This is a genomic window from Aquabacter sp. L1I39 (assembly GCF_017742835.1).
Taxonomy (GTDB): Bacteria; Pseudomonadota; Alphaproteobacteria; order Rhizobiales; family Xanthobacteraceae; genus L1I39.
Genome location: NZ_CP072392.1, coordinates 3,783,676 through 3,804,270 on the forward strand (window position 1 = coordinate 3,783,676; position 20,595 = coordinate 3,804,270).

Annotated in this window: 18 protein-coding genes; 14 read left to right on the top strand and 4 right to left on the bottom strand. The window is 67.3% G+C overall.

Features of this window, described 5'->3' with window-relative positions; all coding sequences use genetic code 11:
* Positions 1 to 261 precede the first annotated feature (261 nt).
* Complete coding sequence (groL, locus tag J5J86_RS17125) at positions 262 to 1,902, bottom strand: chaperonin GroEL (protein WP_209100141.1); 1,641 nt, start codon at positions 1,900 to 1,902, stop codon at positions 262 to 264.
* A gap of 47 nt (positions 1,903 to 1,949) precedes the next feature.
* The gene (gene groES, locus J5J86_RS17130; RefSeq protein WP_209100143.1) at positions 1,950 to 2,264 is read right to left on the bottom strand and encodes a co-chaperone GroES; all 315 of its coding nucleotides are present in this window, start codon (positions 2,262 to 2,264) and stop codon (positions 1,950 to 1,952) included.
* A gap of 363 nt (positions 2,265 to 2,627) precedes the next feature.
* On the opposite strand from groES, the gene J5J86_RS17135 reads away from it, so the two are divergent.
* The 11 genes from J5J86_RS17135 (at position 2,628) to J5J86_RS17185 (ending at position 12,986) form a co-directional block, all read left to right on the top strand.
* Positions 2,628 to 2,897 (top strand): usg protein, encoded by a 270-nt coding sequence (locus J5J86_RS17135; RefSeq protein WP_209100145.1) that lies wholly within the window; start codon positions 2,628 to 2,630, stop codon positions 2,895 to 2,897.
* An 81-nt stretch (positions 2,898 to 2,978) separates the two neighbouring features.
* Complete coding sequence (locus J5J86_RS17140; RefSeq protein WP_247657663.1) at positions 2,979 to 3,608, top strand: exopolysaccharide biosynthesis protein; 630 nt, start codon at positions 2,979 to 2,981, stop codon at positions 3,606 to 3,608.
* A gap of 138 nt (positions 3,609 to 3,746) precedes the next feature.
* Positions 3,747 to 4,403 (top strand): carbonic anhydrase, encoded by a 657-nt coding sequence (locus tag J5J86_RS17145; protein ID WP_247657664.1) that lies wholly within the window; start codon positions 3,747 to 3,749, stop codon positions 4,401 to 4,403.
* Positions 4,404 to 4,514: 111 nt separating this feature from the next.
* Positions 4,515 to 5,600, top strand: a complete 1,086-nt coding sequence (gene queA, locus J5J86_RS17150; RefSeq protein ID WP_209100155.1) for a tRNA preQ1(34) S-adenosylmethionine ribosyltransferase-isomerase QueA — start codon at positions 4,515 to 4,517, stop codon at positions 5,598 to 5,600.
* 6 nt (positions 5,601 to 5,606) lie between these two features.
* Entirely contained in the window at positions 5,607 to 6,764 is a 1,158-nt protein-coding gene (tgt, locus tag J5J86_RS17155) for a tRNA guanosine(34) transglycosylase Tgt (protein WP_209100157.1), read from the top strand.
* Between the two features lie 147 nt (positions 6,765 to 6,911).
* Positions 6,912 to 7,784, top strand: coding sequence for a bifunctional methylenetetrahydrofolate dehydrogenase/methenyltetrahydrofolate cyclohydrolase FolD (folD, locus tag J5J86_RS17160; protein ID WP_209100159.1), 873 nt, complete (start codon positions 6,912 to 6,914; stop codon positions 7,782 to 7,784).
* 155 nt (positions 7,785 to 7,939) lie between these two features.
* Positions 7,940 to 8,320: a 4a-hydroxytetrahydrobiopterin dehydratase gene (locus tag J5J86_RS17165; RefSeq protein WP_209100161.1), complete on the top strand. Its 381-nt coding sequence runs from the start codon at positions 7,940 to 7,942 to the stop codon at positions 8,318 to 8,320.
* Between the two features lie 13 nt (positions 8,321 to 8,333).
* The gene (locus tag J5J86_RS17170) at positions 8,334 to 9,623 is read left to right on the top strand and encodes a formylmethanofuran dehydrogenase (RefSeq protein WP_209100163.1); all 1,290 of its coding nucleotides are present in this window, start codon (positions 8,334 to 8,336) and stop codon (positions 9,621 to 9,623) included.
* Positions 9,620 to 11,269 carry a formylmethanofuran dehydrogenase subunit A gene (locus J5J86_RS17175; RefSeq protein ID WP_209100165.1) on the top strand — a complete coding sequence of 550 codons (1,650 nt, stop codon included), beginning with the start codon at positions 9,620 to 9,622 and terminating at the stop codon, positions 11,267 to 11,269. Before J5J86_RS17170 ends, J5J86_RS17175 begins: the two co-directional genes overlap by 4 nt.
* Complete coding sequence (gene fhcD / locus J5J86_RS17180) at positions 11,266 to 12,177, top strand: formylmethanofuran--tetrahydromethanopterin N-formyltransferase (protein WP_209100167.1); 912 nt, start codon at positions 11,266 to 11,268, stop codon at positions 12,175 to 12,177. The genes J5J86_RS17175 and fhcD overlap by 4 nt, the downstream gene beginning before the upstream one ends.
* Entirely contained in the window at positions 12,174 to 12,986 is an 813-nt protein-coding gene (locus tag J5J86_RS17185; protein WP_209100169.1) for a formylmethanofuran dehydrogenase subunit C, read from the top strand. The genes fhcD and J5J86_RS17185 overlap by 4 nt, the downstream gene beginning before the upstream one ends.
* A gap of 197 nt (positions 12,987 to 13,183) precedes the next feature.
* On the opposite strand, the gene J5J86_RS17190 is transcribed toward J5J86_RS17185, so the two are convergent.
* Positions 13,184 to 14,764 (bottom strand): DEAD/DEAH box helicase, encoded by a 1,581-nt coding sequence (locus tag J5J86_RS17190; RefSeq protein WP_209100171.1) that lies wholly within the window; start codon positions 14,762 to 14,764, stop codon positions 13,184 to 13,186.
* A 272-nt stretch (positions 14,765 to 15,036) separates the two neighbouring features.
* On the opposite strand from J5J86_RS17190, the gene J5J86_RS17195 reads away from it, so the two are divergent.
* Positions 15,037 to 16,191 carry an MFS transporter gene (locus J5J86_RS17195; RefSeq protein WP_209100173.1) on the top strand — a complete coding sequence of 385 codons (1,155 nt, stop codon included), beginning with the start codon at positions 15,037 to 15,039 and terminating at the stop codon, positions 16,189 to 16,191.
* Positions 16,192 to 16,217: 26 nt separating this feature from the next.
* Here J5J86_RS17195 and parE read toward each other — a convergent pair whose 3' ends face one another.
* Entirely contained in the window at positions 16,218 to 18,257 is a 2,040-nt protein-coding gene (gene parE / locus J5J86_RS17200; protein WP_209100175.1) for a DNA topoisomerase IV subunit B, read from the bottom strand.
* Positions 18,258 to 18,491: 234 nt separating this feature from the next.
* Here parE and argC point away from each other — a divergent pair, with 234 nt between their 5' ends.
* Together argC and J5J86_RS17210 are read left to right on the top strand one after the other, a co-directional pair.
* Positions 18,492 to 19,547: an N-acetyl-gamma-glutamyl-phosphate reductase gene (gene argC / locus J5J86_RS17205; protein WP_209100177.1), complete on the top strand. Its 1,056-nt coding sequence runs from the start codon at positions 18,492 to 18,494 to the stop codon at positions 19,545 to 19,547.
* Between the two features lie 143 nt (positions 19,548 to 19,690).
* Complete coding sequence (locus tag J5J86_RS17210) at positions 19,691 to 20,578, top strand: LysR family transcriptional regulator (protein ID WP_247657666.1); 888 nt, start codon at positions 19,691 to 19,693, stop codon at positions 20,576 to 20,578.
* The last annotated feature ends 17 nt before the right edge of the window (positions 20,579 to 20,595 follow it).

Below are 20,595 nucleotides of genomic sequence, written 5' to 3' on the forward strand. Positions count from 1 at the left end.
GCGCTGCCGGCTGGGCACTTAAAGCCTTGGTTGGCTTGGACTTCCTCAGAAGTCCATGCCACCACCCAGCCGGCGCTGCCGGCTGGGCACTTAAAGCCTTGGTTGGCTTGGACTTCCTCAGAAGTCCATGCCACCACCCAGCCGGCGCTGCCGGCTGGGCACTTAAAGCCTTGGTTGGCTTGGACTTCCTCAGAAGTCCATGCCACCACCCAGCCGGCGCTGCCGGCTGGGCACTTAAAGCCTTGGTTGGCTTGGACTTCCTCAGAAGTCCATGCCACCCATGCCGCCGCCGGGCATGGCGGGGGCCGCCGCGCCGCCCTTCTTGGGCAGGTCGGCGACGAGGGCTTCGGTGGTCACGATGAGGGCCGAGATGGAGGCCGCATCCTGGAGCGCGGTGCGCACGACCTTGGTGGGGTCGATGATGCCGGCCTTCACCATGTCCACATACGCGCCGGACTGGGCGTCGTAGCCGAAGGCATAGTCGGCATTCTCGAGGATCTTGCCGACCACCACCGAGCCGTCATCACCGGCATTGCTGGCGATCTGGCGGGCGGGCGCCTGGATGGCGCGGCGGACGATCTCGATGCCGGTCTTCTGGTCCGAGTTGGCGCCGGTCAGGCCTTCCAGGGCCTTGATGGAGCGCAGCAGGGCCACGCCGCCGCCGGGCAGGACGCCTTCTTCCACCGCAGCGCGGGTGGCGTGCAGGGCGTCGTCCACGCGGTCCTTCTTCTCCTTGACCTCGACCTCGGTCGCGCCGCCGACGCGGATCACCGCGACGCCGCCCGCGAGCTTGGCGAGACGCTCCTGGAGCTTCTCACGGTCGTAGTCGGAGGTGGTCTCTTCGATCTGGGCCTTGATCTGGGCGACGCGGGCCTCGATGTCGGCCTTCTCGCCGGCACCGTCGACGATCGTGGTGTTCTCCTTCTCGATCACGACCTTGCGGGCGCGGCCGAGCATGGTGAGGTTCACGTTCTCGAGCTTGATGCCGAGGTCCTCGGAGATGGCCTGGCCGCCGGTCAGGATCGCGATGTCCTGCAGCATGGCCTTGCGGCGATCGCCGAAGCCGGGGGCCTTCACGGCCGCGACCTTCAGGCCGCCGCGCAGCTTGTTGACCACGAGGGTGGCCAGAGCCTCGCCTTCCACGTCCTCGGCGATGATGACCAGCGCCTTGCCGGACTGCACCACGGCCTCGAGAACGGGCAGCAGCTCCTGGAGGGCGCCGAGCTTCTTCTCGTGGATGAGGATGTAGGGGTCCTCGAACTCAACGCGCATCTTTTCGGCGTTGGTCACGAAGTAGGGGGAGAGGTAGCCGCGGTCGAACTGCATGCCCTCCACGACGTCGAGCTCGGTGACGGCGGTCTTGGCTTCCTCGACGGTGATGACACCCTCGTTGCCGACCTTCTGCATGGCCTCGGCGAGGAACTTGCCCACCTCGCTATCGCCATTGGCGGAGATGGTGCCGACCTGGGCGATCTCCTCGTTGGAGGTCACCTTCTTGGACTTGGCGGCCAGGTCCTTGACGATGGCGTCCACCGCGAGGTCGATGCCGCGCTTCAGGTCCATCGGGTTCATGCCGGCGGCCACCGCCTTGGCGCCTTCCTTGACGATCGCCTGGGCGAGCACGGTGGCGGTGGTGGTGCCGTCGCCGGCCAGGTCATTGGTCTTGGAAGCGACTTCGCGGACCAGCTGGGCGCCGAGATTCTCGAACTTGTCCTCGAGCTCGATCTCCTTGGCGACGGATACGCCGTCCTTGGTGATGCGCGGGGCGCCGAACGACTTCTCGATCACCACGTTGCGGCCCTTGGGGCCGAGCGTGACCTTCACCGCATTGGCGAGGATGTCGACGCCGCGCAGCAGCTTCTCACGGGCATCGCCGGAAAATTTCACGTCCTTGGCAGCCATGTGCCTGCTCCTTCAGCTTGGGACGATGGAAAGGATGAAAAAGGGGCTCACGCCGCCTTCTTGGCGGAAGCGGAGGCCTCGACGACGCCGAGGATGTCGCTTTCCTTCATGATGAGCAGGTCCTGGCCGTCGATCTTGACCTCGGTGCCGGACCACTTGCCGAACAGGACGCGGTCGCCAGCCTTCACGTCGAGCGCGACCAGCTCGCCCTTCTCGTTGCGCACGCCCGGACCCACGGCCACCACCTCGCCCTCCTGGGGCTTTTCCTTGGCGGTGTCGGGGATGATGATGCCGCCGGCAGTTTTCTGCTCAGCTTCGATGCGCTTCACGACCACGCGGTCGTGCAGAGGACGGAAACCCATCGGGGAACCTCCAATTGGCTTTGACTTCATTCCGGCCACGCCGAGGTTCGGTCGCGGCCTGGGCGCCATCTAAGGAGGGCGGGGAGCCGGTGCAAGGGGGCTGCTCACATTTTTTGGCACTCACCGGATCAGAGTGCTAGCGGCGCTGTTCCCCCGTTTCCGGCCTGCCCGCCGGCAGCGGATGAGACCCGCGGGAGGTCGTTGTCAGCAGTCTCGATGAACCGCTGCTAACGCCTTGTTTTTGCACGCTTAAACCATTTTTTGGTCTGGCTCGCGCAAGATTGTCAGCCGACAATGGATCCGTTCCCACCGCGTCGGATTGAAAAGCAGGTGGGGCCAGTGGCGTGCATGGAGGTGTCGAACATGGCTTGCGGCGACTTCGTGAAGCAGATTTCCGGCTATGGCCTGGTGACGGCCGAGATCCTCTACCACCTGCCGGATCATCCCGCGTTTCTACAGTCCTATATCTGGCAGGATTACGACCTCTCGCCGAAATTCCCCGAGCTCAACAAGTTCCTGGCCTTCTGGCGCCGCGAGCTGGAGGGCCCGCTGCATTCGGTGAAGGTGGCCCATTGCGAACTCATCAAGCCGGCGGAGCTGCGGGCGGTGGGGGGGATTTACCTCCTCAATTGACCTTCTTTCATGACGTTAGGTCAGGGCGTGTGGGTATCTTTCGCCCCCCGCCCTGACACCGCCGCTTTCTCGGTGCTATGAGTGTGCCTCTATCTCATCGAGGCACCTGTGGATCACCGTACGCCGCGGACTTCCGAACTGCTCGCCGCCGTCCTGGCCTCCCAGGAGGGGGAAAAGGTGGCGATTGGCGACCTGGTGAATGCACTGCGCAACAGGGCCTTCGGCATCATCTTCCTGCTGTTCGGCATCCCCAACTGCATCCCCATGCCGCCCGGCATTCCCGTCATCTGTGGCATCGTTCTGGGGCTCATCGGCTTGCAGATGGCCATGGGCCGCCAGGAATTGTGGCTGCCCGAGCGCGTGTCCCGCCAGACTTTTTCGCGCTCCATGCTGGAGGCCATCGTCACCCGCTCGCGGCCTTACATCATGTGGTTCGAGCGCTGGTCGCGGCCGCGCATGGAGACTTTTGCCGGCCCCACCGCGCGCCGCCTCGTGGGGGCGACAGTGGTGCTGCTGGGGTTCATCCTGCTTTTGCCCATCCCGTTCCTGGGCAATCTGCCGCCGGGATTCGCGGTCTGCGTCTTCGGCCTTGGCCTCGTGGAGCGCGATGGCGGGGTGATTCTGGCGGGCTTCTTCGCCACCTTGCTGGGCTTATTGATCACAGCCGCCATGAGTTGGGCCATCTGGCAGGGCGCGGTCGCCATCTTCTGAGCAAGACGGCCAATCTCGGCAAATTGCGCTATGGTGCCACCCTGACCTTGGCAGAGACCGAGGCGAGGGGATGAAACCATGTGCATTCGGTGTCAGAGCGGGTTTTCCAGGCGCGGTCTCTTGTTCGGGGCGGCGGCCTTGGCTGGGGCCTGTCTCACGCGCCCGGCGTTCGCGGCGGATGAACTGCCGCCCGGCCAGAAGGCGCCCAACGACATTCCGGGCAGCGAGGCGCTCGACCGGCTGATGGCCGGCAATGCCCGCTATGTGGTCAATACCACCGAGCATCGGGATTTCTCGGCCCGCCGGCTGGCGCAGGCGAAAGCGCAATATCCCATCGCCGCGGTGCTCGGCTGTTCCGATTCGCGCGTCTCGCCCGAACTGTGCTTCGACCAGGGGCCGGGCGATGTGTTCGTGGTGCGCGTCGCCGGGAATGTGGCGGATAATGACGGCCTCGCCAGCCTGGAATATGCGGTCGCCTATCTCGGCGTGCCACTGGTGATGGTGCTCGGCCACACCGCCTGCGGGGCCGTCGGGGCCGCGGTGAAGGCCGCCACCCAGCAGGCGCAGTTTCCTGGCCATCTGCCGGGGCTGATCAAGAGCATCCTGCCGGCGGTCGAGGCGGCCAAGGGGCAGGGGCCCGACCTTCTGGACGCCGCCATCGTCACCAATGCCCGCCTGACGGCCGCAGAGGTCGGAGGGGCTAGTCCGATCATCGGAGCCGCCATTGCGGCGGGCAAGGTCAAGCTGGCCACCGGCATTTACGAATTGGGCAGCGGCAAGGTCACGCTGGTCTGATCGCATCCCGGCAGGTTCGTCCCTGGCCGGGCTTCACCTTGCCGCCGGGAGGCTCTAGGAAGGCGCTCCGCAGCGCCGGCCCAACTGCCGCGCGTCCTGGATGAAAGCCTGATGCGCGTCGACGCCTTCGATTTCGAACTGCCTCCCGAGCGGATCGCGCTCCGCCCCGCCGCGCCGCGCGAGAGCGCGCGGCTTCTGGTGGTGCGCCCCGGCGCGGAGGCCGAGCTGACCGACGCACGCATTGCCGATCTTCCCTCCCTGCTGCGCCCCGGCGATGCGGTCGTGGTGAACGACACCAAGGTCATCCCCGCCCGCCTCGACGGCACCCGCACGCGGGCGGGCGGCTCCACCGTCCACATCGAGGCGACCCTGGTGAAGCGCCTCGACGAAGCGCGCTGGGCGGCCTTCGCGCGGCCCGCCAAGCGCCTCGTGGCGGGGGATCGCATCGTCTTCACCCATCCCGACACAGCGCGGGAGCTGGTTGCCGAGGTGACCGGGCGCGGCGCGGAAGGGGAGGTGCTGCTGGCCTTCGACGTGGCGGGCGCGGACCTCGACGCAGCCCTCCAGGAGGTCGGGCACATGCCGCTGCCGCCCTACATCGCCGCCAAGCGGCCGGAGGATGCGCGCGACCGCACCGACTATCAGCCCGTCTTCGCCCGCAATGAGGGCTCGGTGGCCGCGCCCACCGCCAGCCTCCATTTCACCCCTGCGCTCATGGACCAGATCCGGGCGGCGGGCGCGGCCTTCCATCACGTGACGCTGCATGTGGGCCCCGGCACCTTCCTGCCGGTGAAAGCGGAAGATACGTCCGGCCACCACATGCATTCGGAATGGGGCGAGGTGAGCGCTGAGGTCGCTGAAACACTGAACGGCGTGCGTGCTTCGGGCGGGCGCATCCTGGCGGTGGGGTCCACCGCCACCCGGCTTCTGGAAAGCGCGGCGGCGCCTGACGGCACGCTCCACGCCTATCGGGGCGAGACCGACATCTTCATCACCCCCGGCTATGCCTTCCGCGCCGTGGATATGATGATGACCAACTTTCATTTGCCGCGCTCCACCCTCGTCATGCTGGTGGCGGCCTTCGTGGGCCATGAGACGCAGAAGCGTGCCTATGCCCATGCCATCGAAACCGGCTATCGCTTCTATTCCTATGGCGATGCCAGCCTGCTCTTCCCCGATCGCGCCCCGGCGCGCTGAGTGTCCATGACCGAGACCCACACCTCTTCCGAAGGCCGCTTCGCCTTCACCCTGAACGCCACGGACGGCACCGCGCGCACGGGCGTCATCTCCACGCCGCGCGGCGAGATCGCGACCCCCGCCTTCATGCCGGTGGGGACGGTCGCCACCGTCAAGGGCCTCTATCCCGAGCAGGTGCGGGCGACCGGGGCCGACATCCTGTTGGGCAACACCTACCATTTGATGCTGCGCCCCGGTGCCGAGCGGGTGGCGGAACTGGGCGGGCTGCATCGCTTCATGCGCTGGGAGCGCCCGATCCTCACCGATTCCGGTGGCTTCCAGGTCATGTCCCTGTCCGCCTTGCGCAAATTGGACGAGACCGGCGTCACCTTCCGCTCCCATGTGGATGGCGCGGTCCACCAGCTCACGCCCGAGCGGGCGGTGGAGATCCAGGGGCTCCTGGGCGCCGACATCCAGATGCAGCTGGATGAATGCGTGCGCCTGCCCTGCACCGACGAGGAAGCCGCCCGCGCCATGCGCCTCTCCCTGCGCTGGGCGGAGCGCAGCAAGCGCGCCTTCGAGAGCCAGCCCAAGGGGCGGGCGCTGTTCGGCATCGTGCAGGGCGGGGCGGTCAAGGCGCTGCGGGTGGAATCGGCGCAGGCGCTGGCCGGCATGGACTTCCCCGGCTATTCCATCGGCGGCCTTGCCGTGGGCGAGCCACAGGAGATCATGCTGGACATGATCGAGACGGTGGAGCCCCATCTGCCCACCCACAAGCCGCGCTATCTCATGGGGGTGGGCACGCCGGACGACCTGCTGGAGGCGGTGGCGCGGGGCATCGACATGTTCGATTGCGTCATGCCCACGCGGTCCGGCCGCCATGCCTTGGCCTTCACGCGCTTCGGCCGCATCAATCTGAAGAATGCCCGCCACGCCTCCGATCCGCGCCCGCTGGACGAGGAAAGCGATTGCCCGGCACTGCGCGACTATTCGCGTGCCTATCTCCATCACCTCGTGCGGTGCGGGGAGATGCTGGGCGGCATGCTGCTGTCCTGGGCCAATCTCCATTATTACCAGGACCTCATGCGCGGCGCCCGCCAGGCCATCGCGGAAGGCCGGTACGGAGACTACAAGGCGCAGGTGAAGGCGGGCTGGGCCGCTGGTGATATTCCACCCCGCGGATAAAATTTTTCTCTTTACGAAAACGATCTTCCCCTTAAGAATGCGGTCCCAACAGGTCAGGGACGCGGCGGCGGGGCTTGCCAGGGCAGGCGCCGCAGGCCAGAAGTCCGCCGTGAACCTCATGTGCGCTTCCATTTTGCGGGGACAGTCGTGATCGAGACCAAACCCATCGACGGCAAGGCATTCGCGGCCGGCCTGCGCGGCCGCATCGCGGTGGAAGTGGAAGGCCTCGTCGCCCAGACCGGACAGAAGCCCGGCCTTGCCGTGGTGCTGGTGGGCGAGGACCCCGCGAGCCACGTCTATGTGCGCAACAAGGCGGCGCAGACCGTGGAAGTGGGCATGCGCTCCTTCGAGCATCGCCTTCCCGCCGAGACCGCCGAGGCGGACCTGCTGGCTTTGGTCGAGCGTCTGAACGCCGATCCGGAGGTCAACGGCATCCTGGTGCAGCTTCCGCTGCCGGGCCATATCGACACCAACAAGGTGCTCGCCGCCATCGATCCCGCCAAGGATGTGGACGGCTTCCATGTGGTCAATGCCGGGCGCCTGGCGGTGGGCCTTGATGCCCTCGTGCCCTGCACGCCGCTCGGCTGCGTGATGCTGCTGAAGCATCATCTGGGCAATCTGGCTGGCCTGAAGGCTGTGGTGGTGGGCCGCTCCAACATCGTGGGCAAGCCGGCCGCCCAGCTTCTGCTGCGGGAGGATTGCACCGTCACCATCGCCCATTCCCGCACCCGCGATTTGCCGGGCGAGTGCCGCACCGCCGACATCCTGGTGGCGGCCGTCGGTCGGCCGGAAATGGTGCGCGGGGACTGGATCAAGCCCGGCGCCACCGTCATTGACGTCGGCATCAACCGCGTGCCCAAGGGCGACGGCAAGACGCGCCTCGTGGGTGACGTGGCCTATGAGGAAGCGCAAGGCATTGCCGGCCTCATCACCCCCGTGCCCGGCGGCGTCGGCCCCATGACCATCGCCTGCCTGCTACAGAACACCCTGACCGCCTTCAAGCGGCAGAAGGGCCTGTAAGGCTTGTCACTTTTCGCACGCCCTCGGGCGTGTTAGCTCTTGTTGAAACAACAGACGCATGGCCCGGCGGCCTTCTGGACGCCGGAGCACTGCAACGACAAGCGGGCAACCGCCGCGGCGTCTTGATCGGACTTCCACCACCGGAGGCAGGTCGCATGGCCGTGGACCGCAAAGCCACATTTTCGTCGGACGAGATCGAAGCGCACCTGTCCGCGCACCTGCCCCATTGGCGCTATGAGGACGGCTGGATCCGCCGCACCTATCGCACCAACAGCTGGAAGGGCACGCTGATGGTCATCAATGCGGTCGGCCATCTGGCCGAGGCCGCCTGGCACCATCCCGATCTCACCGCCTCCTATGCCTGGGTGGAGGTGCGCCTCATGTCCCACGACGCCAAGGGCATCACCGTCCGTGACTTCGCGCTCGCCGCCAAGATCGAGGAGGTCGTGCAATGGCAGCCGGGCCTGGAGGCGGACGCTCCATTGGAAGGCACGCCGCAGAACGACCTGCGCTTTTCCTATGTGAAATATGACTGAGGCGGGCAAGGCCATGTCGACGCAGGCACCGCGCATTGTCAGCGATCTCGCCTGCGGCTTTTGCGGGCTGGGCTGTGATGATCTGGAAGTAGCTGTCATGTTCCGCGAGGTGCGCCCCCGTCGCGCCTGTCCCGAGGCCGCGCGGCTGTTGCGCCGTGGCCCCGGCCAGCCCGCAGCCCCGCGCGTCGGCGGGCGCGAGGTGCCGCTGGTGGAGGCCGCGTCCGCCGCCGCCGCCCATCTGAAAGCCAGCCGGGCCGCCGCCTTTTCCGGCCTGGGCGCCGATGTGGCGGGGCTGCGGGGGCTGGCCGATCTCGCCGTGAGCTTCGGCGCCAGCCTCGACCATGCGGCCTCCGAGGGCCTGTTCCGCAATCTCGACACCCTCCAGCGGGTGGGGTGGGTGGCGTGCACCCTCGCTGAACTGCGCAATCGCTGCGACGTGCTGGTGGTTGTGGGCGCCGATCCCACGGGCCTCTACTCCCGCTTCTTCGAGCGGGCGGTTCCCGCCCCGCGGACCGATGGAACCGGCCCGCTCTTCCTGCCGCAGGGGCGCACCATCGTTTTCCTCGGCCACGGGCCGGAGGCCGCCACCCGCAATCTCCTGGCGGGGCAGGACGTGCGCGAGGTGCCCGTACCGGATGGCCTGTTGGCCGAGGCTTTGGCGGCGCTGGGCGCCTTCGTGGCCGGCCGCTCCCTGGCGGATCTGGGCGGCGCCTTCGCGGGCGCGCTGGGGGAGGCGCTCCAGGAGGTGGCCGGGCTTCTGAAAGCCGCCCGCTATGGCGTCCTCACCTGGAATGCGGCCACCCTCCAGTCGGGCGAGGCGGGTCTGGTGGTGGGCCGGGCGGCGGACATCGTCGCCACCCTCAACGCCACCACCCGCGCCGCCGTCTTCCCGCTGGGTGGCCGGGACAATGGCCTGGGTGCGCACCAGGTGATGCTGTGGCGCTTCGGCTATCCGCTGCGCACCCTGGTGGGCGGCGGGGAGGCGCGCCACGCGCCCGGCCTCTACGCGACCGCCGCCGCGCTCAAGGATGCCGACCTGCTCCTGCACACCAGCGCCTTCCGCCCCGATCCCCCGCCGGCGTTTGACCGGGGGCCGGTGATCGCGCTCGCCCATCCCGAAACAGAGTTTGCCCGCGAGCCGGAGGTCTTCATCCCCGTGGGCACGCCCGGCGTCGACCATGGCGGCCAGGTGTTCCGCATGGACGGCGTCGTCTGCCTGCCGCTGGAGGGTTTGCGCGACGCAGGCCTTGCCTCGGTGGCGCAGGCGGCTGCGGCCATTCTCCAGGCGGGGAGGGCGGCATGAGGGTGCGTGTCTCCGGCGGGCGCGTGTTCGATCCCGCGAGCGGGCTCGTGGACGTGGTGCGCGACGTGGTGATTGAGGATGGCCGCGTGGTGGCCGATGATCCCACCTTGCCGTCCCATCAGGTCCATGATGCCCGTGGCTGCGTGGTCATGGCTGGCGGCATCGACCTGCACAGCCACATTGCCGGCGGCAAGGTCAATCTCGCCCGCCTGCTCATGACCAATGACAGGGCGGCCTTTCCCGAGCCCTTCGGCGATTTCTGTGGCTGCGGCGGCGGGCAGGCCGCCCCCACCACCCATCTCACCGGCTGCCGCTATTCACAGATGGGCTATACCGCCGTGTTCGAGCCGGCGGTGGTGGGCGCCAATGCCCGTCATGCCCATCTGGAAATGGCGGATATTCCCAATATCGACACCGGCGGCTTCCTGGTGCTGGGCAATGACGACGCCTTGCTTCGTCTCATCGCGCAGGGCGAAGGTCAGGGGGCGGTGAATGATTATGTGGCCTGGATGCTGCGGGCCACCCAGTGCTGCGCCATCAAAATCGTCAATCCCGGCGGCATCTCGGCCTTCAAGTTCAATGGCCGGTCGCTCGACCTGGACGAGCAGGGCCCCTTCTATGGCCTCACCCCCCGGCGCATCCTCACCACCCTCCAGCGGGCGGTGACGGAACTGGGCGTGCCTCATCCTATCCATCTGCACGGCTGCAATCTGGGGATCCCCGGCAACATCGCCACGACGCTTGCCACCATCGGCGCCACCGACGGCTTCCCGCTGCATCTCACCCATGTGCAGTTCCATTCCTACGGCACGGCGGGCGACCGCAAATTCTCCTCCGGCGCGGCGGAGCTGGCGGCGGCGGTGAATGCCAATCCGCACATCTCCGTGGATGTGGGGCAGGTGGTGTTTGGCCAGACGGTCACGGCCTCCGCCGACCTGATGGCGCAATATCGCAACCACGGCATCGCCGACCCGAAGAAATGGATCGGCATGGACATTGAGTGCGACGCCGCCTGCGGCGTGGTGCCCTTCGCCTATCGGGACAAATCCTTCGTCAATGCCCTGCAATGGGCCATCGGGCTGGAGCTGTTCCTGCTCATCGAGGATCCCTGGCGGGTGTTCCTGACCACCGACCATCCCAATGGCGCGCCGTTCACCTCCTATCCCCATCTCATCCGGCTGTTGATGGACCGGGATTTCCGCAACGCCCAGCTCGCCCGCCTGCATAAGGCGGCGCGCGCCCATACGAACCTGGAAAGCCTCACGCGCGAATACACGCTGGAGGAGATCGCCATCGTCACCCGCGCCGCGCCGGCCCGCACGCTCGGCCTGAAGGATCGCGGCCATCTGGCGCCGGGCGCGGTGGGCGATGTGGTGCTCTATGAGGATGGCGCCGACCGCGAGGCCATGTTCTCCGCGCCCCGCCTCGTGCTCAAGGATGGGCGGGAGATCGTGCGCAATGGCGAGGTGGTGGCGCTGGTGGAAGGGCGCACCTTTGCGGTGAAGCCCGATTACGATCCGCTCATGGACAAGCGCATGGACCGCTGGTTCGACGAGGCCATCGGCCTGAAGGCCAAGCATTTCCGCATCGCCGAAGGGGAGATCCGGAACGGGCACGGGCCAAGCTGCGTGGAGTGCGCGCCATGAGTGCGCCCCTCATCCGCAACGGCGTGGAAATCCGCGACGGCTTCGCCGAAGCCTTCCCCATGGCGGGCACGCGGCTCGTCATCACCGCCGATACGGCCCGCTGGGCGCGCATTGCGGCGCAGACCCTGACCGGATTTGCCACCTCGGTCATTGGCTGCGGCTGCGAGGCGGGGATCGAGGCCGACATTCCCGCCAACGAGACGCCGGACGGGCGGCCGGGCGTCTCCGTCCTCATCTTCGCCATGTCGCTGAAGGATCTGAAGAAGATCGTGCCGAGCCGGGTCGGCCAGTGCGTGCTCACTTGCCCGACCACCGCCTGCTATGCCGGGCTTGCCGGCGGCGCCTCCGTGCCGGTGGGCCGGGCGCTGCGCTATTTCGGCGACGGGCACCAGGTGTCGAAGCGCCTGGGGGACGAGCGCATCTGGCGCATTCCGGTGATGGAGGGTGAGTTCGTCTGCGACGAGGTCACCGGCTCGGTGACGGACGGGGTTGGCGGTGGCAATTTCCTCATCCTCGCCCGCTCGCGCGCGGCGGCGCTCCATGCGGCCGAATATGCGGTGGAGGCCATGGGACAGGTGCGCGGCGCCATCCTGCCCTTCCCCGGCGGGGTGGTACGCTCGGGCTCGAAGGTCGGGTCCAAATATCCCGGCCTCATCGCCTCCACCAACGGCGCCTATTGCCCGACCTTGCGGGCGCAGGTCCCCTCGGCCCTGACGCCGGACGTGGGCAGCGTTCTGGAAATCGTCATTGATGGGCTTGGCGCCAGCGAGGTGGCGGCCAGCATGAAGGCGGGCATCGCGGCGGTCTGCGCGCTCGGCGAGGAGGCGGGCATCCTTGCCATCGATGCGGGCAATTATGGCGGCAATCTCGGGCCGTTCCACTTCCATCTGCGGGAGCTTCTGGCATGAGCGGCGCCGGCTTTCGCCTTGCCTTGAAGGCGGCCCCGCCCGCGCGGGTGGACATGACCGGCATCACGCCCGATCGCCTCGCCGGCCTCGATGCCGGGGCGGTGGCGCGGCTCACGGTATTCGTGGGCGCGAGCGCGGTGGCGCTGGGGGACGTCTTCTCCCTGTCCGGTGCTCCCGGCGCGGGCTTGACCCTGGAGGGGCATGACCGCCTCGACAATGTGGGGGCGGGAATGGCCGGTGGGCATCTGCTGGCGGAAGGCCCGGTTGGCGCGCTGGCTGGCGCCGGCATGGTGGAGGGACACCTCAAGATCCTGGGCAATGCGGGCGATGATGTCGGGGCCGGCCTTGCGGGCGGGCACATCGAAATTGGCGGCAGTACGGGGGCGCGCCTCGCCGGCGCCCTGCCCGGTGAGCGGCGGGGCATGACCGGCGGCACGGTGCGGGTGGCCGGAGATGTGGGCCCGCAGGCCTGTGTGCGCCTGCGCGGCGGGCTGGTGCTCATTGCCGGATCCGCCGGCGCCGGCGCTGCCCAGCGCATGATTGCCGGAACGATGGCGGTCAAAGGCGCGCTTGGCCCCGAGGCGGGGGTGGGCATGAAGCGCGGCACGCTTGTGCTTGAACAGCCGCCGGAACTTCTCGGGGTCGGCTTCGGGGATGCCGGGGAGCACGACCTGATCTTCCTGTCGCTGCTCGCGCGCCGCATGCCGGAGGTGGCGGACCTCTTCGGTGGCTCCCTCAGCGGCCGCGCCCGGCGCCTCGTGGGTGACCGGCTGGTGGGCGGACAGGGGGAAGTATTGGTTCTTTTGTGAAGGTGTCGGTTTAAGATCGAGTGGCAAGTCACTGTGTTTGCAGCGAAACTAGCTTGATCGTGCGCTCTATGACGGTCGCCGCAGTCGCTGGAGAGGGGCTTGACGCGCTCATCAAGTGGCGGACGTACCTCTGAATCAAACAAGGCCGGGCAATGCCCGGCCTTTGAACTTCATCCATCGACCCGTCAAGGCCCGCCTCAGCTCGCCTTCACCCGCACGGGGCGCAGGAGGAAGGCGGGGAGGTGGGACATGTCGGCGGGCTCATTGTCCTGCCGGTTCTCGCGGCGCGGACGCTTGGTGCCTTCGGAGCGGTCGCGGGGCTCGTTGCGATCCCGGGCTTCCGCGCGCTCGCGCGGCTCGGGACGCTCGCGGGCCTCATTGCGCTCACGGGGCTCGCTGCGGGGGCGGGGGGCTTCCCGCTCGTCGGCTTCGCGCACCGGGCGTTCGCGGGTCCGCTCGCGGGCGGGGGCGGGCGAGGCCGCGACTTCCGCTTCCTCGCGGCGGGGCGGACGGGCCTCGTCCCGGGGCTTGTCGCGGCTGCTGCGCTTGGTGCGCTCGCTCCGTTCGCCGCGCTCACCACGTTCCCCATCCTTGCGGCGGTCCTTGTCCCGGCCGCGCTTGTCGCCACGACGTTCGCGCGGAGGCGCCTCGCCGAGGGGCTCGCCCTGCCAGGGGATGGGATTGCCGATCAGCTTCTCGATGGCCGCCAAAGACTTGGCGTCGTCGTGCGTGACGATGGCAATGGTGGTTCCCGTGCGGCCGGCGCGGCCGGTCCGGCCGATGCGGTGCACATAGTCTTCCGAATGGTGGGGCACGTCATAATTGAAGACGTGGCTCACCGCCGGAATGTCGAGGCCGCGGGCGGCCACGTCCGAGGCCACCAGAAGCGTCGCCTCGCCGCTGCGGAATTGGTCGAGGGCCTGGGTGCGGGCATGCTGGTCCATGTCGCCATGGAGGCAGACCACGTTGAAGCCGTGCTTCTGGAGAGAGCGGTGCACCACCGCCACGTCACGCTTGCGGTTGCAGAAAACGATGCCGTTCTGGAGCCCTTCCGCATTGCGGATGAGCTCGCGCAGCGTCTCGCGCTTTTCGTAATCCTCGCTGCCCGAGGCGACGAGGAGCTGGGTCACCGTGGTGGCGGTGGAGGCGGGCTTGGACACCTCGACCCGCACCGGGTTGGACAGGAATTGCGAGACCAGGCGCTGGATTTCCGGCGGCATGGTGGCGGAGAAGAACAGCGTCTGCCGGGTGAAGGGCACCAGCTTGCAGATGCGCTCGATGTCCGGGATGAAGCCCATGTCGAGCATGCGGTCGGCTTCGTCGATCACCAGGATCTCGATGCCCGAGAGCAGCAGGCGCCCCCGCTCCACATGGTCCAGCAGGCGGCCGGGAGTGGCAATCAGCACATCCACGCCGCGAACCAGCTTGGTGTCCTGGTCACCGAACGAGACGCCGCCGATCAGCAGCGCTACGTTGAGCTTATGGTTGGAACCGTAGCGGACGAAATTCTCCTCCACCTGCGCCGCGAGTTCGCGCGTCGGTTCGAGGATGAGGGTGCGCGGCATGCGGGCGCGCGCACGTCCCTGCTCCAGCAGGGTGAGCATGGGCAGCGTGAAGGCGGCGGTCTTGCCGGTGCCGGTCTGCGCAAGGCCCAGGACATCGCGGCGCGCGAGCACATGGGGGATGGCCTGCGCCTGGATGGGCGTCGGTTGCGTGTAGCCGGTTTCCTTGACGGCCGCGAGGACCTTTTCGCTCAGGCCGAGTTCGGTAAATGACATTGCATCTTTATGATGCGGCGGCACGCCGGTAATCGCGCGTCCCGTGCCGTACGGGCTGGGCGAGGGGTCGTCGATCGGCGCGCTTGGACTCGAAAAAGCTCGGACGACAGCTTGCAAAGTATGAATTTTGTGCGCTGTGTCAATGATTACCCGCACATGAGCCATGCGGTGGGCGCTGGCGCCGCGTTTGGGCCATGTGTTGTGCTGACTTGACCCCTGGCGGCGGGCATTGGAAACGGGAGCCTCCCCCGCGCGATCCCCGGCGCATCTTCATGCCTTTCCTACTTATTCTTGGCCTTGCGGGCTTTTCCAGCGCCGTCTCCATGCGGGCCATGGACCCCATGCTGACGCTGGTGGCGGCCGACCTGCAGGTGACGCTGCAACGCGCCGCCTTGCTGGCGACAGCCTTCACCTTGCCTTATGCGGCGACCCAATTGGTGTTCGGTCCGGCGGGAGACGCCTTCGGACGGGTGCGCCTCATCCGCGTCACGCTCGCCATGCTGACGCTCTCTTTGATGCTGTGTGCGCTCGCGCCCTCTCATGACGTGCTTCTTGTCGGGCGCATCGTGGCCGGCGGCTGGGCCGGGGGCGTTATTCCCGTTGCGCTAGCAACGGTGGGCGACCGGGTGAGCTATGCTGAGCGCCCCATCGCCCTCGGACGGCTGCTGTCAGCCATCGTGCTTGGCCAGCTCTCCGGGGCCGTGGTTTCCGGCATGATCGCCAGCGCATTCGGTTGGCGCGCGGTGTTCTGGGCCTGCGCCGGCGTCACGGGTACGGCGGCGCTCGGGGCAACGCTCTTTCTCACCGAGGCAAAGGCCCGGGAGACGCTCTCCTTTGGCAGGGCGCTGAAGGGCTACCTCGTGGTCTTCTCCAATCCCCTGTCCATCCGCCTGTTCGCGGTGGCGGCCATCGAGGGCGGGCTCATCTTCGGCTGTTTCCCTTTCGTCGCCGCCCATCTCGTCGCGTACGAACTTGGTCACGCGGTGGAAGCGGGCTTCGCCATCGGCGCCTTCGGGCTTGGCGGCGTGCTCTATACCCTGGTGGTGCGGGTGCTGGTGAACCGGCTCGGCCTGTCCGGCATGGCGGGCATCGGGGCGGTGGTGGCGGGGTTGTGCCTCATGGGGGCGGTGCTGGTGCCGACCCTGCCGCTGGTGATCGCCGTCTTCCTGCTGCTGGGCTTCGGCTTCTACATGCTGCACAACACCATCCAGATCATGGCGACCGAGCTGGTGCCCACGGCGCGTGGGGCGGGGGTGGCGCTTTATGCCACCTGCTTCTTTGCCGGGCAGGCCACGGGCGCCTTCATTGCCGCGCAGGTGGTCGGCATCCTGGGGTCCGTGGGGCTTTTCATCGCCGCTGGCGTCGGCCTTATTCTTCTGGCGTGGCCTGCTTCCCGCCTGCCGTTGCGGGTGCGCGCCACGCCGTAAAGGGCGGAGCGCCGAACTTGCGGCGCTCAGATGTCCAGCAATTCCTCGCCGGCAAAGGCGGCATGCTCGGAGATGAAGGCAAAGCGCGCCTCCGGCTTGTTGCCCATCAGGCGCTCCACCAGGTCGGCGGTGGCGGCGGCGGCGGCTTCCTCGATATTCACCTGGAGCAGCGTGCGGGTGCGCGGGTCCATGGTGGTTTCCTTCAACTGCGCCGGCATCATCTCGCCGAGGCCCTTGAAGCGACCGATCTCCACCTTGCCGCGACTGGAGAATTCCTTCTTCAGCAACAGGTCCTTGTGGGCATCGTCGCGGGCATAGAGGGTCTTGGCGCCCTGCGTGATGCGGTAGAGCGGCGGCACTGCCAGGAAAAGATGGCCCTGCTCAATGAGCTTGGGGATCTGGCGGAAGAAGAAGGTCACCAGGAGCGAAGCGATGTGGGCACCGTCCACGTCCGCGTCGGTCATGATGATGACCTTCTCGTAGCGCAGGTCCGCCTCGCGATAATGGGAAAGGGTGCCGCAGCCCAGCGCCTGGAGCAGGTCCGCCAATTGCTGGTTCTGGGCCAGCTTGTCGCGGCCCGCGCTCGCCACGTTCAGGATCTTTCCGCGCAAGGGCAGCACCGCCTGGGTGCGGCGATCGCGGGCCTGCTTGGCGGATCCGCCGGCCGAGTCGCCCTCCACGATGAAGAGCTCGGAGCCCGCCGCCTCGGTATTTGAGCAATCCGCCAGCTTGCCCGGCAGGCGCAGCTTGCGCACGGCGGTCTTGCGGGAGATCTCCTTCTCTTGCTTGCGCCGCAGCCGCTCCTCGCCGCGCTCGATCACATGGTCGAGGAGGCGGGTCGCCTGCACGGGATTGGCGGCGAGCCAGTGATCAAAGGGATCGCGCACAGCCTGATCGACAATGCGCGCGGCTTCGGCGGTGGCGAGGCGGTCCTTGGTCTGGCCCTGGAATTCGGGCTCGCGCACAAAGACCGAGAGCATGGCGGCGCAGCCCGAAATCACGTCGTCGGCGATCAGGATGGCGGCACGCTTGCCCTGGCCGGTGCGCTCGGCATGGTCTTTCAGGCCCTTCAGAAGCGTGACCTTGAGGCCGTTCTCATGGGTGCCGCCATCGGGCGTGGGAATGGTGTTGCAGTAGGATGAAAAGCCGCCATCGCCATCGGCGACCCAGGCCACCGCCCATTCCACCGCGCCATGGCCCCCGGTCTTCTGGGTCCGGCCGGAGAAGATGTCGGAATGAACCAACGTCTGGCCTTCGAGATCCCCCGCCAGATAGTCCCGAAGCCCGCCGGGAAAGCGGAAGCTGGTCTTGTCCGGCACGCCGGTGACGCCGACCAGCAGCGCGGGATCGCAGGACCAGCGGATTTCAACGCCGCCGAACAGATAGGCCTTGGAGCGGGCCATGCGGAATACGCGGGCCGGCTCGAAGGTGGCGCCGGCGCCGAAAATCTCCGGGTCGGGATGGAATTTTACCCGCGTGCCGCGCCGGTTGGGGGCGCGGCCCACTTCCTTCAAGGGTCCCTGCGGCAGGCCGCGCGAGAAGGTCTGGCGATAGAGCACCTGATTGCGGGCCACCTCCACTTCCAGGAGGTCGGACAGGGCGTTCACCACCGAGACGCCCACGCCATGGAGGCCGCCGGACGTCTCATAGACCTTGCTGTCGAACTTTCCGCCCGCATGGAGCGTGGTCATGATGACTTCGACGGTGGATTTCTTGGGGAACTTGGGGTGCGGCTCCACGGGGATGCCGCGGCCATTGTCGGAGACGGTCAGCGTTCCGTCGGCAGACAACTGCACCTCGATGAAGGTGGCGTGCCCGGCTACCGCCTCGTCCATGGAATTGTCGATCACCTCGGCGAAGAGGTGGTGCAGCGCCTTGGCATCGGTGCCGCCAATATACATGCCGGGCCGGCGCCGGACCGGCTCCAGTCCTTCCAGCACCTCGATATGGGCGGCGGTATAGTCGCTCGCCATGGCCGGGACCACGGTGGTCTTGGCGCGGCCGGAGGCGGGCGCCTTGGGGGCACCGGCAGGAGGAGGGGCGAAGAGATCGTCGCTGTCGGACATGGCACTCTTTAGGTCAGGCGAATCGCCGCGTCCATCATGAACCAGACGCGCCACAGGCGGAACAGACCGGAAACGGACCGGCCATCTTCTCCTGTCTTTCGCCCGTAACGGCTTCGGTGTACAGACCTTCCCCGCATTCCTTCTGGCGCAAGCGTGATGCCGCGCCGGCCAAGGATGCGGTGCCGGGAGGGGAAACCCTTCCCGCAGCACACCTTTTCTCGACGGGAGAAGATCATGTCGGACGCTGGCAAGGCAAGGATCGCGGTACTGGGCGCCTCGGGCTATACGGGCTCCGAGCTGGTCCGACTGCTGCTGCGCCATCCCCGCGTCGAGATCGTCGCCCTGACGGCGGATCGGAAGGCCGGCCAGTCCATGGCCGATGTCTTCCCGCAATTCGCGCCTTTCGCCCTGCCCAAGCTCATCACCATCGACGAGGTGGATTTCACCGCCGTCGACCTGGTCTTCTGCGCGCTGCCGCACGCCACCACGCAAGAAGTCATCAAGAAGGTGTTCGAGAAGGCCCCGGCCGTGAAGGTGGTGGACCTGTCCGCCGACTTCCGGCTCCAGGACCCGGGCATGTACGAGAAGTGGTATGGCCACCCCCATTCCGCCCTCGACCTCCAGAAGGAGGCCGTGTTCGGCCTCGTGGAAATCTATCGGGACGAGATCCGCAAGGCGCGGCTGGTGGCCAATCCCGGCTGCCACACCACCACGGCCATCCTGCCGGCGGTGCCGCTGCTGGAGGCCTCCGCCATCGATCCCGACACCATCGTGATCGACAGCAAGACCGGCATGTCCGGCGCCGGGCGCTCGGCCAAGGAGAACATGTTGTTCTCCGAGGTGTCCGAGGGCATCCACGCCTATTCGGTGGGCGCGCACCGTCATATGGGCGAGCTGGACCAGGAATATTCCAAGGCCGCCGGCCGCCCCGTGGCGCCCATGTTCGTGCCGCATCTGGTGCCCATGAACCGGGGCATCTATGCCACGCTCTATGTGCGCACCACCGGCGCCAAGCCCGCCGACCTGCATGCTCTGCTGGCCGACTATTACAAGGGCGAGCCCTTCGTCCATGTGCTCCCCTTCGGCCAGGTGCCCCAGTCGCGCCATGTGCGCGGCTCCAACATGGCCTTCCTCGGCGTGGTGGCGGACCGGGCCAATGGCCGCGCGGTGGTGCTCTCCACCACCGACAATCTGGTGAAGGGCGCCTCCGGCCAGGCGGTTCAGAACATGAACCTCGTGCTCGGCTATCCCGAGACCCTGGGCCTGGAACAGATCGCCCTCATGCCGTAACCGGGCGGGCCTTCGGGACCGTCCTCTGAAAATTGACCGCCTGCGCCCTGTCTTCAGTTCCACTTAAGGTTCAATGTGTGGCTAAGGGTCATCATTGCTTCTGAAATGGAACTGAAGGCATGGAGCGTTTGGAGTGCGACCGCATGTTTGTGGCGGTCCTTGATGCGGGCAGCTTTGCCGGCGGCGCGCGGCGGCTGGGCACCAGCAGCGGGCAGGCCTCGAAGCTGGTGTCGAAGCTTGAGGCGGATCTCAACGTCCAACTGATCAAGCGCACCACCCGCGCCTTGTCGCCCACCGAGGTGGGACAGGCCTATTATGAGCGCATCAAGGCCCTGCTGGAGGAGTTCGACGCGCTGGATGCCTCGGTGCGGCAGGCGTCAGGGACGCCTTCGGGCCGGCTGCGCATCACGGCGCCCATGTCGTTCGGCACCATTCAGCTGGCCCCCGCGCTCCTGGATTTCGCTCACGCCTTTCCCGCCATCCAACTGGACGTGTCCTTCTCGGATCGTGTGGTGAACCTGGTGGATGAGGGCTTCGACGCCGCCATCCGCATCGGCTCGCCGGGTGACAGCAGCCTCATTGCCCGCAAGCTCTGCGATGCCCGCGTGGTGATGGTGGCTGCGCCTGCCTATCTGGAGACCCATGGCGCGCCGGAGGAGCCGCAGCACTTGTCGGGGCATGAATGCCTCATCGATACCAATTTCGCCGAACCGATGACCTGGGTTTTCAAGGGACGGGACGGCGCCGCGCTGCCGGTGCCCGTGTCCGGACGGCTGCGTTTTTCCAATGGCGAGGCGTGCCTTGCCGCAGCGGAGGCGGGGTTCGGCATCGCCAACATGCCGAGCTTCATTGCCGGCCGCAGTCTCAAGGCGGGACGGGTGGTACGGCTCATGGCGCCTTATGAGCGCGATCCCCATGGCCTCTATGCGCTCTATCCGCCGGGCCGGCACCTGGCCCTCAAGGTGCGGGTGCTGGTGGATTTCCTGGCCAATTGCTTCCGTGGAAAACCCGTCTGGGACCAGGGCTGGTAAGCCGGCAAAGGCAGCGG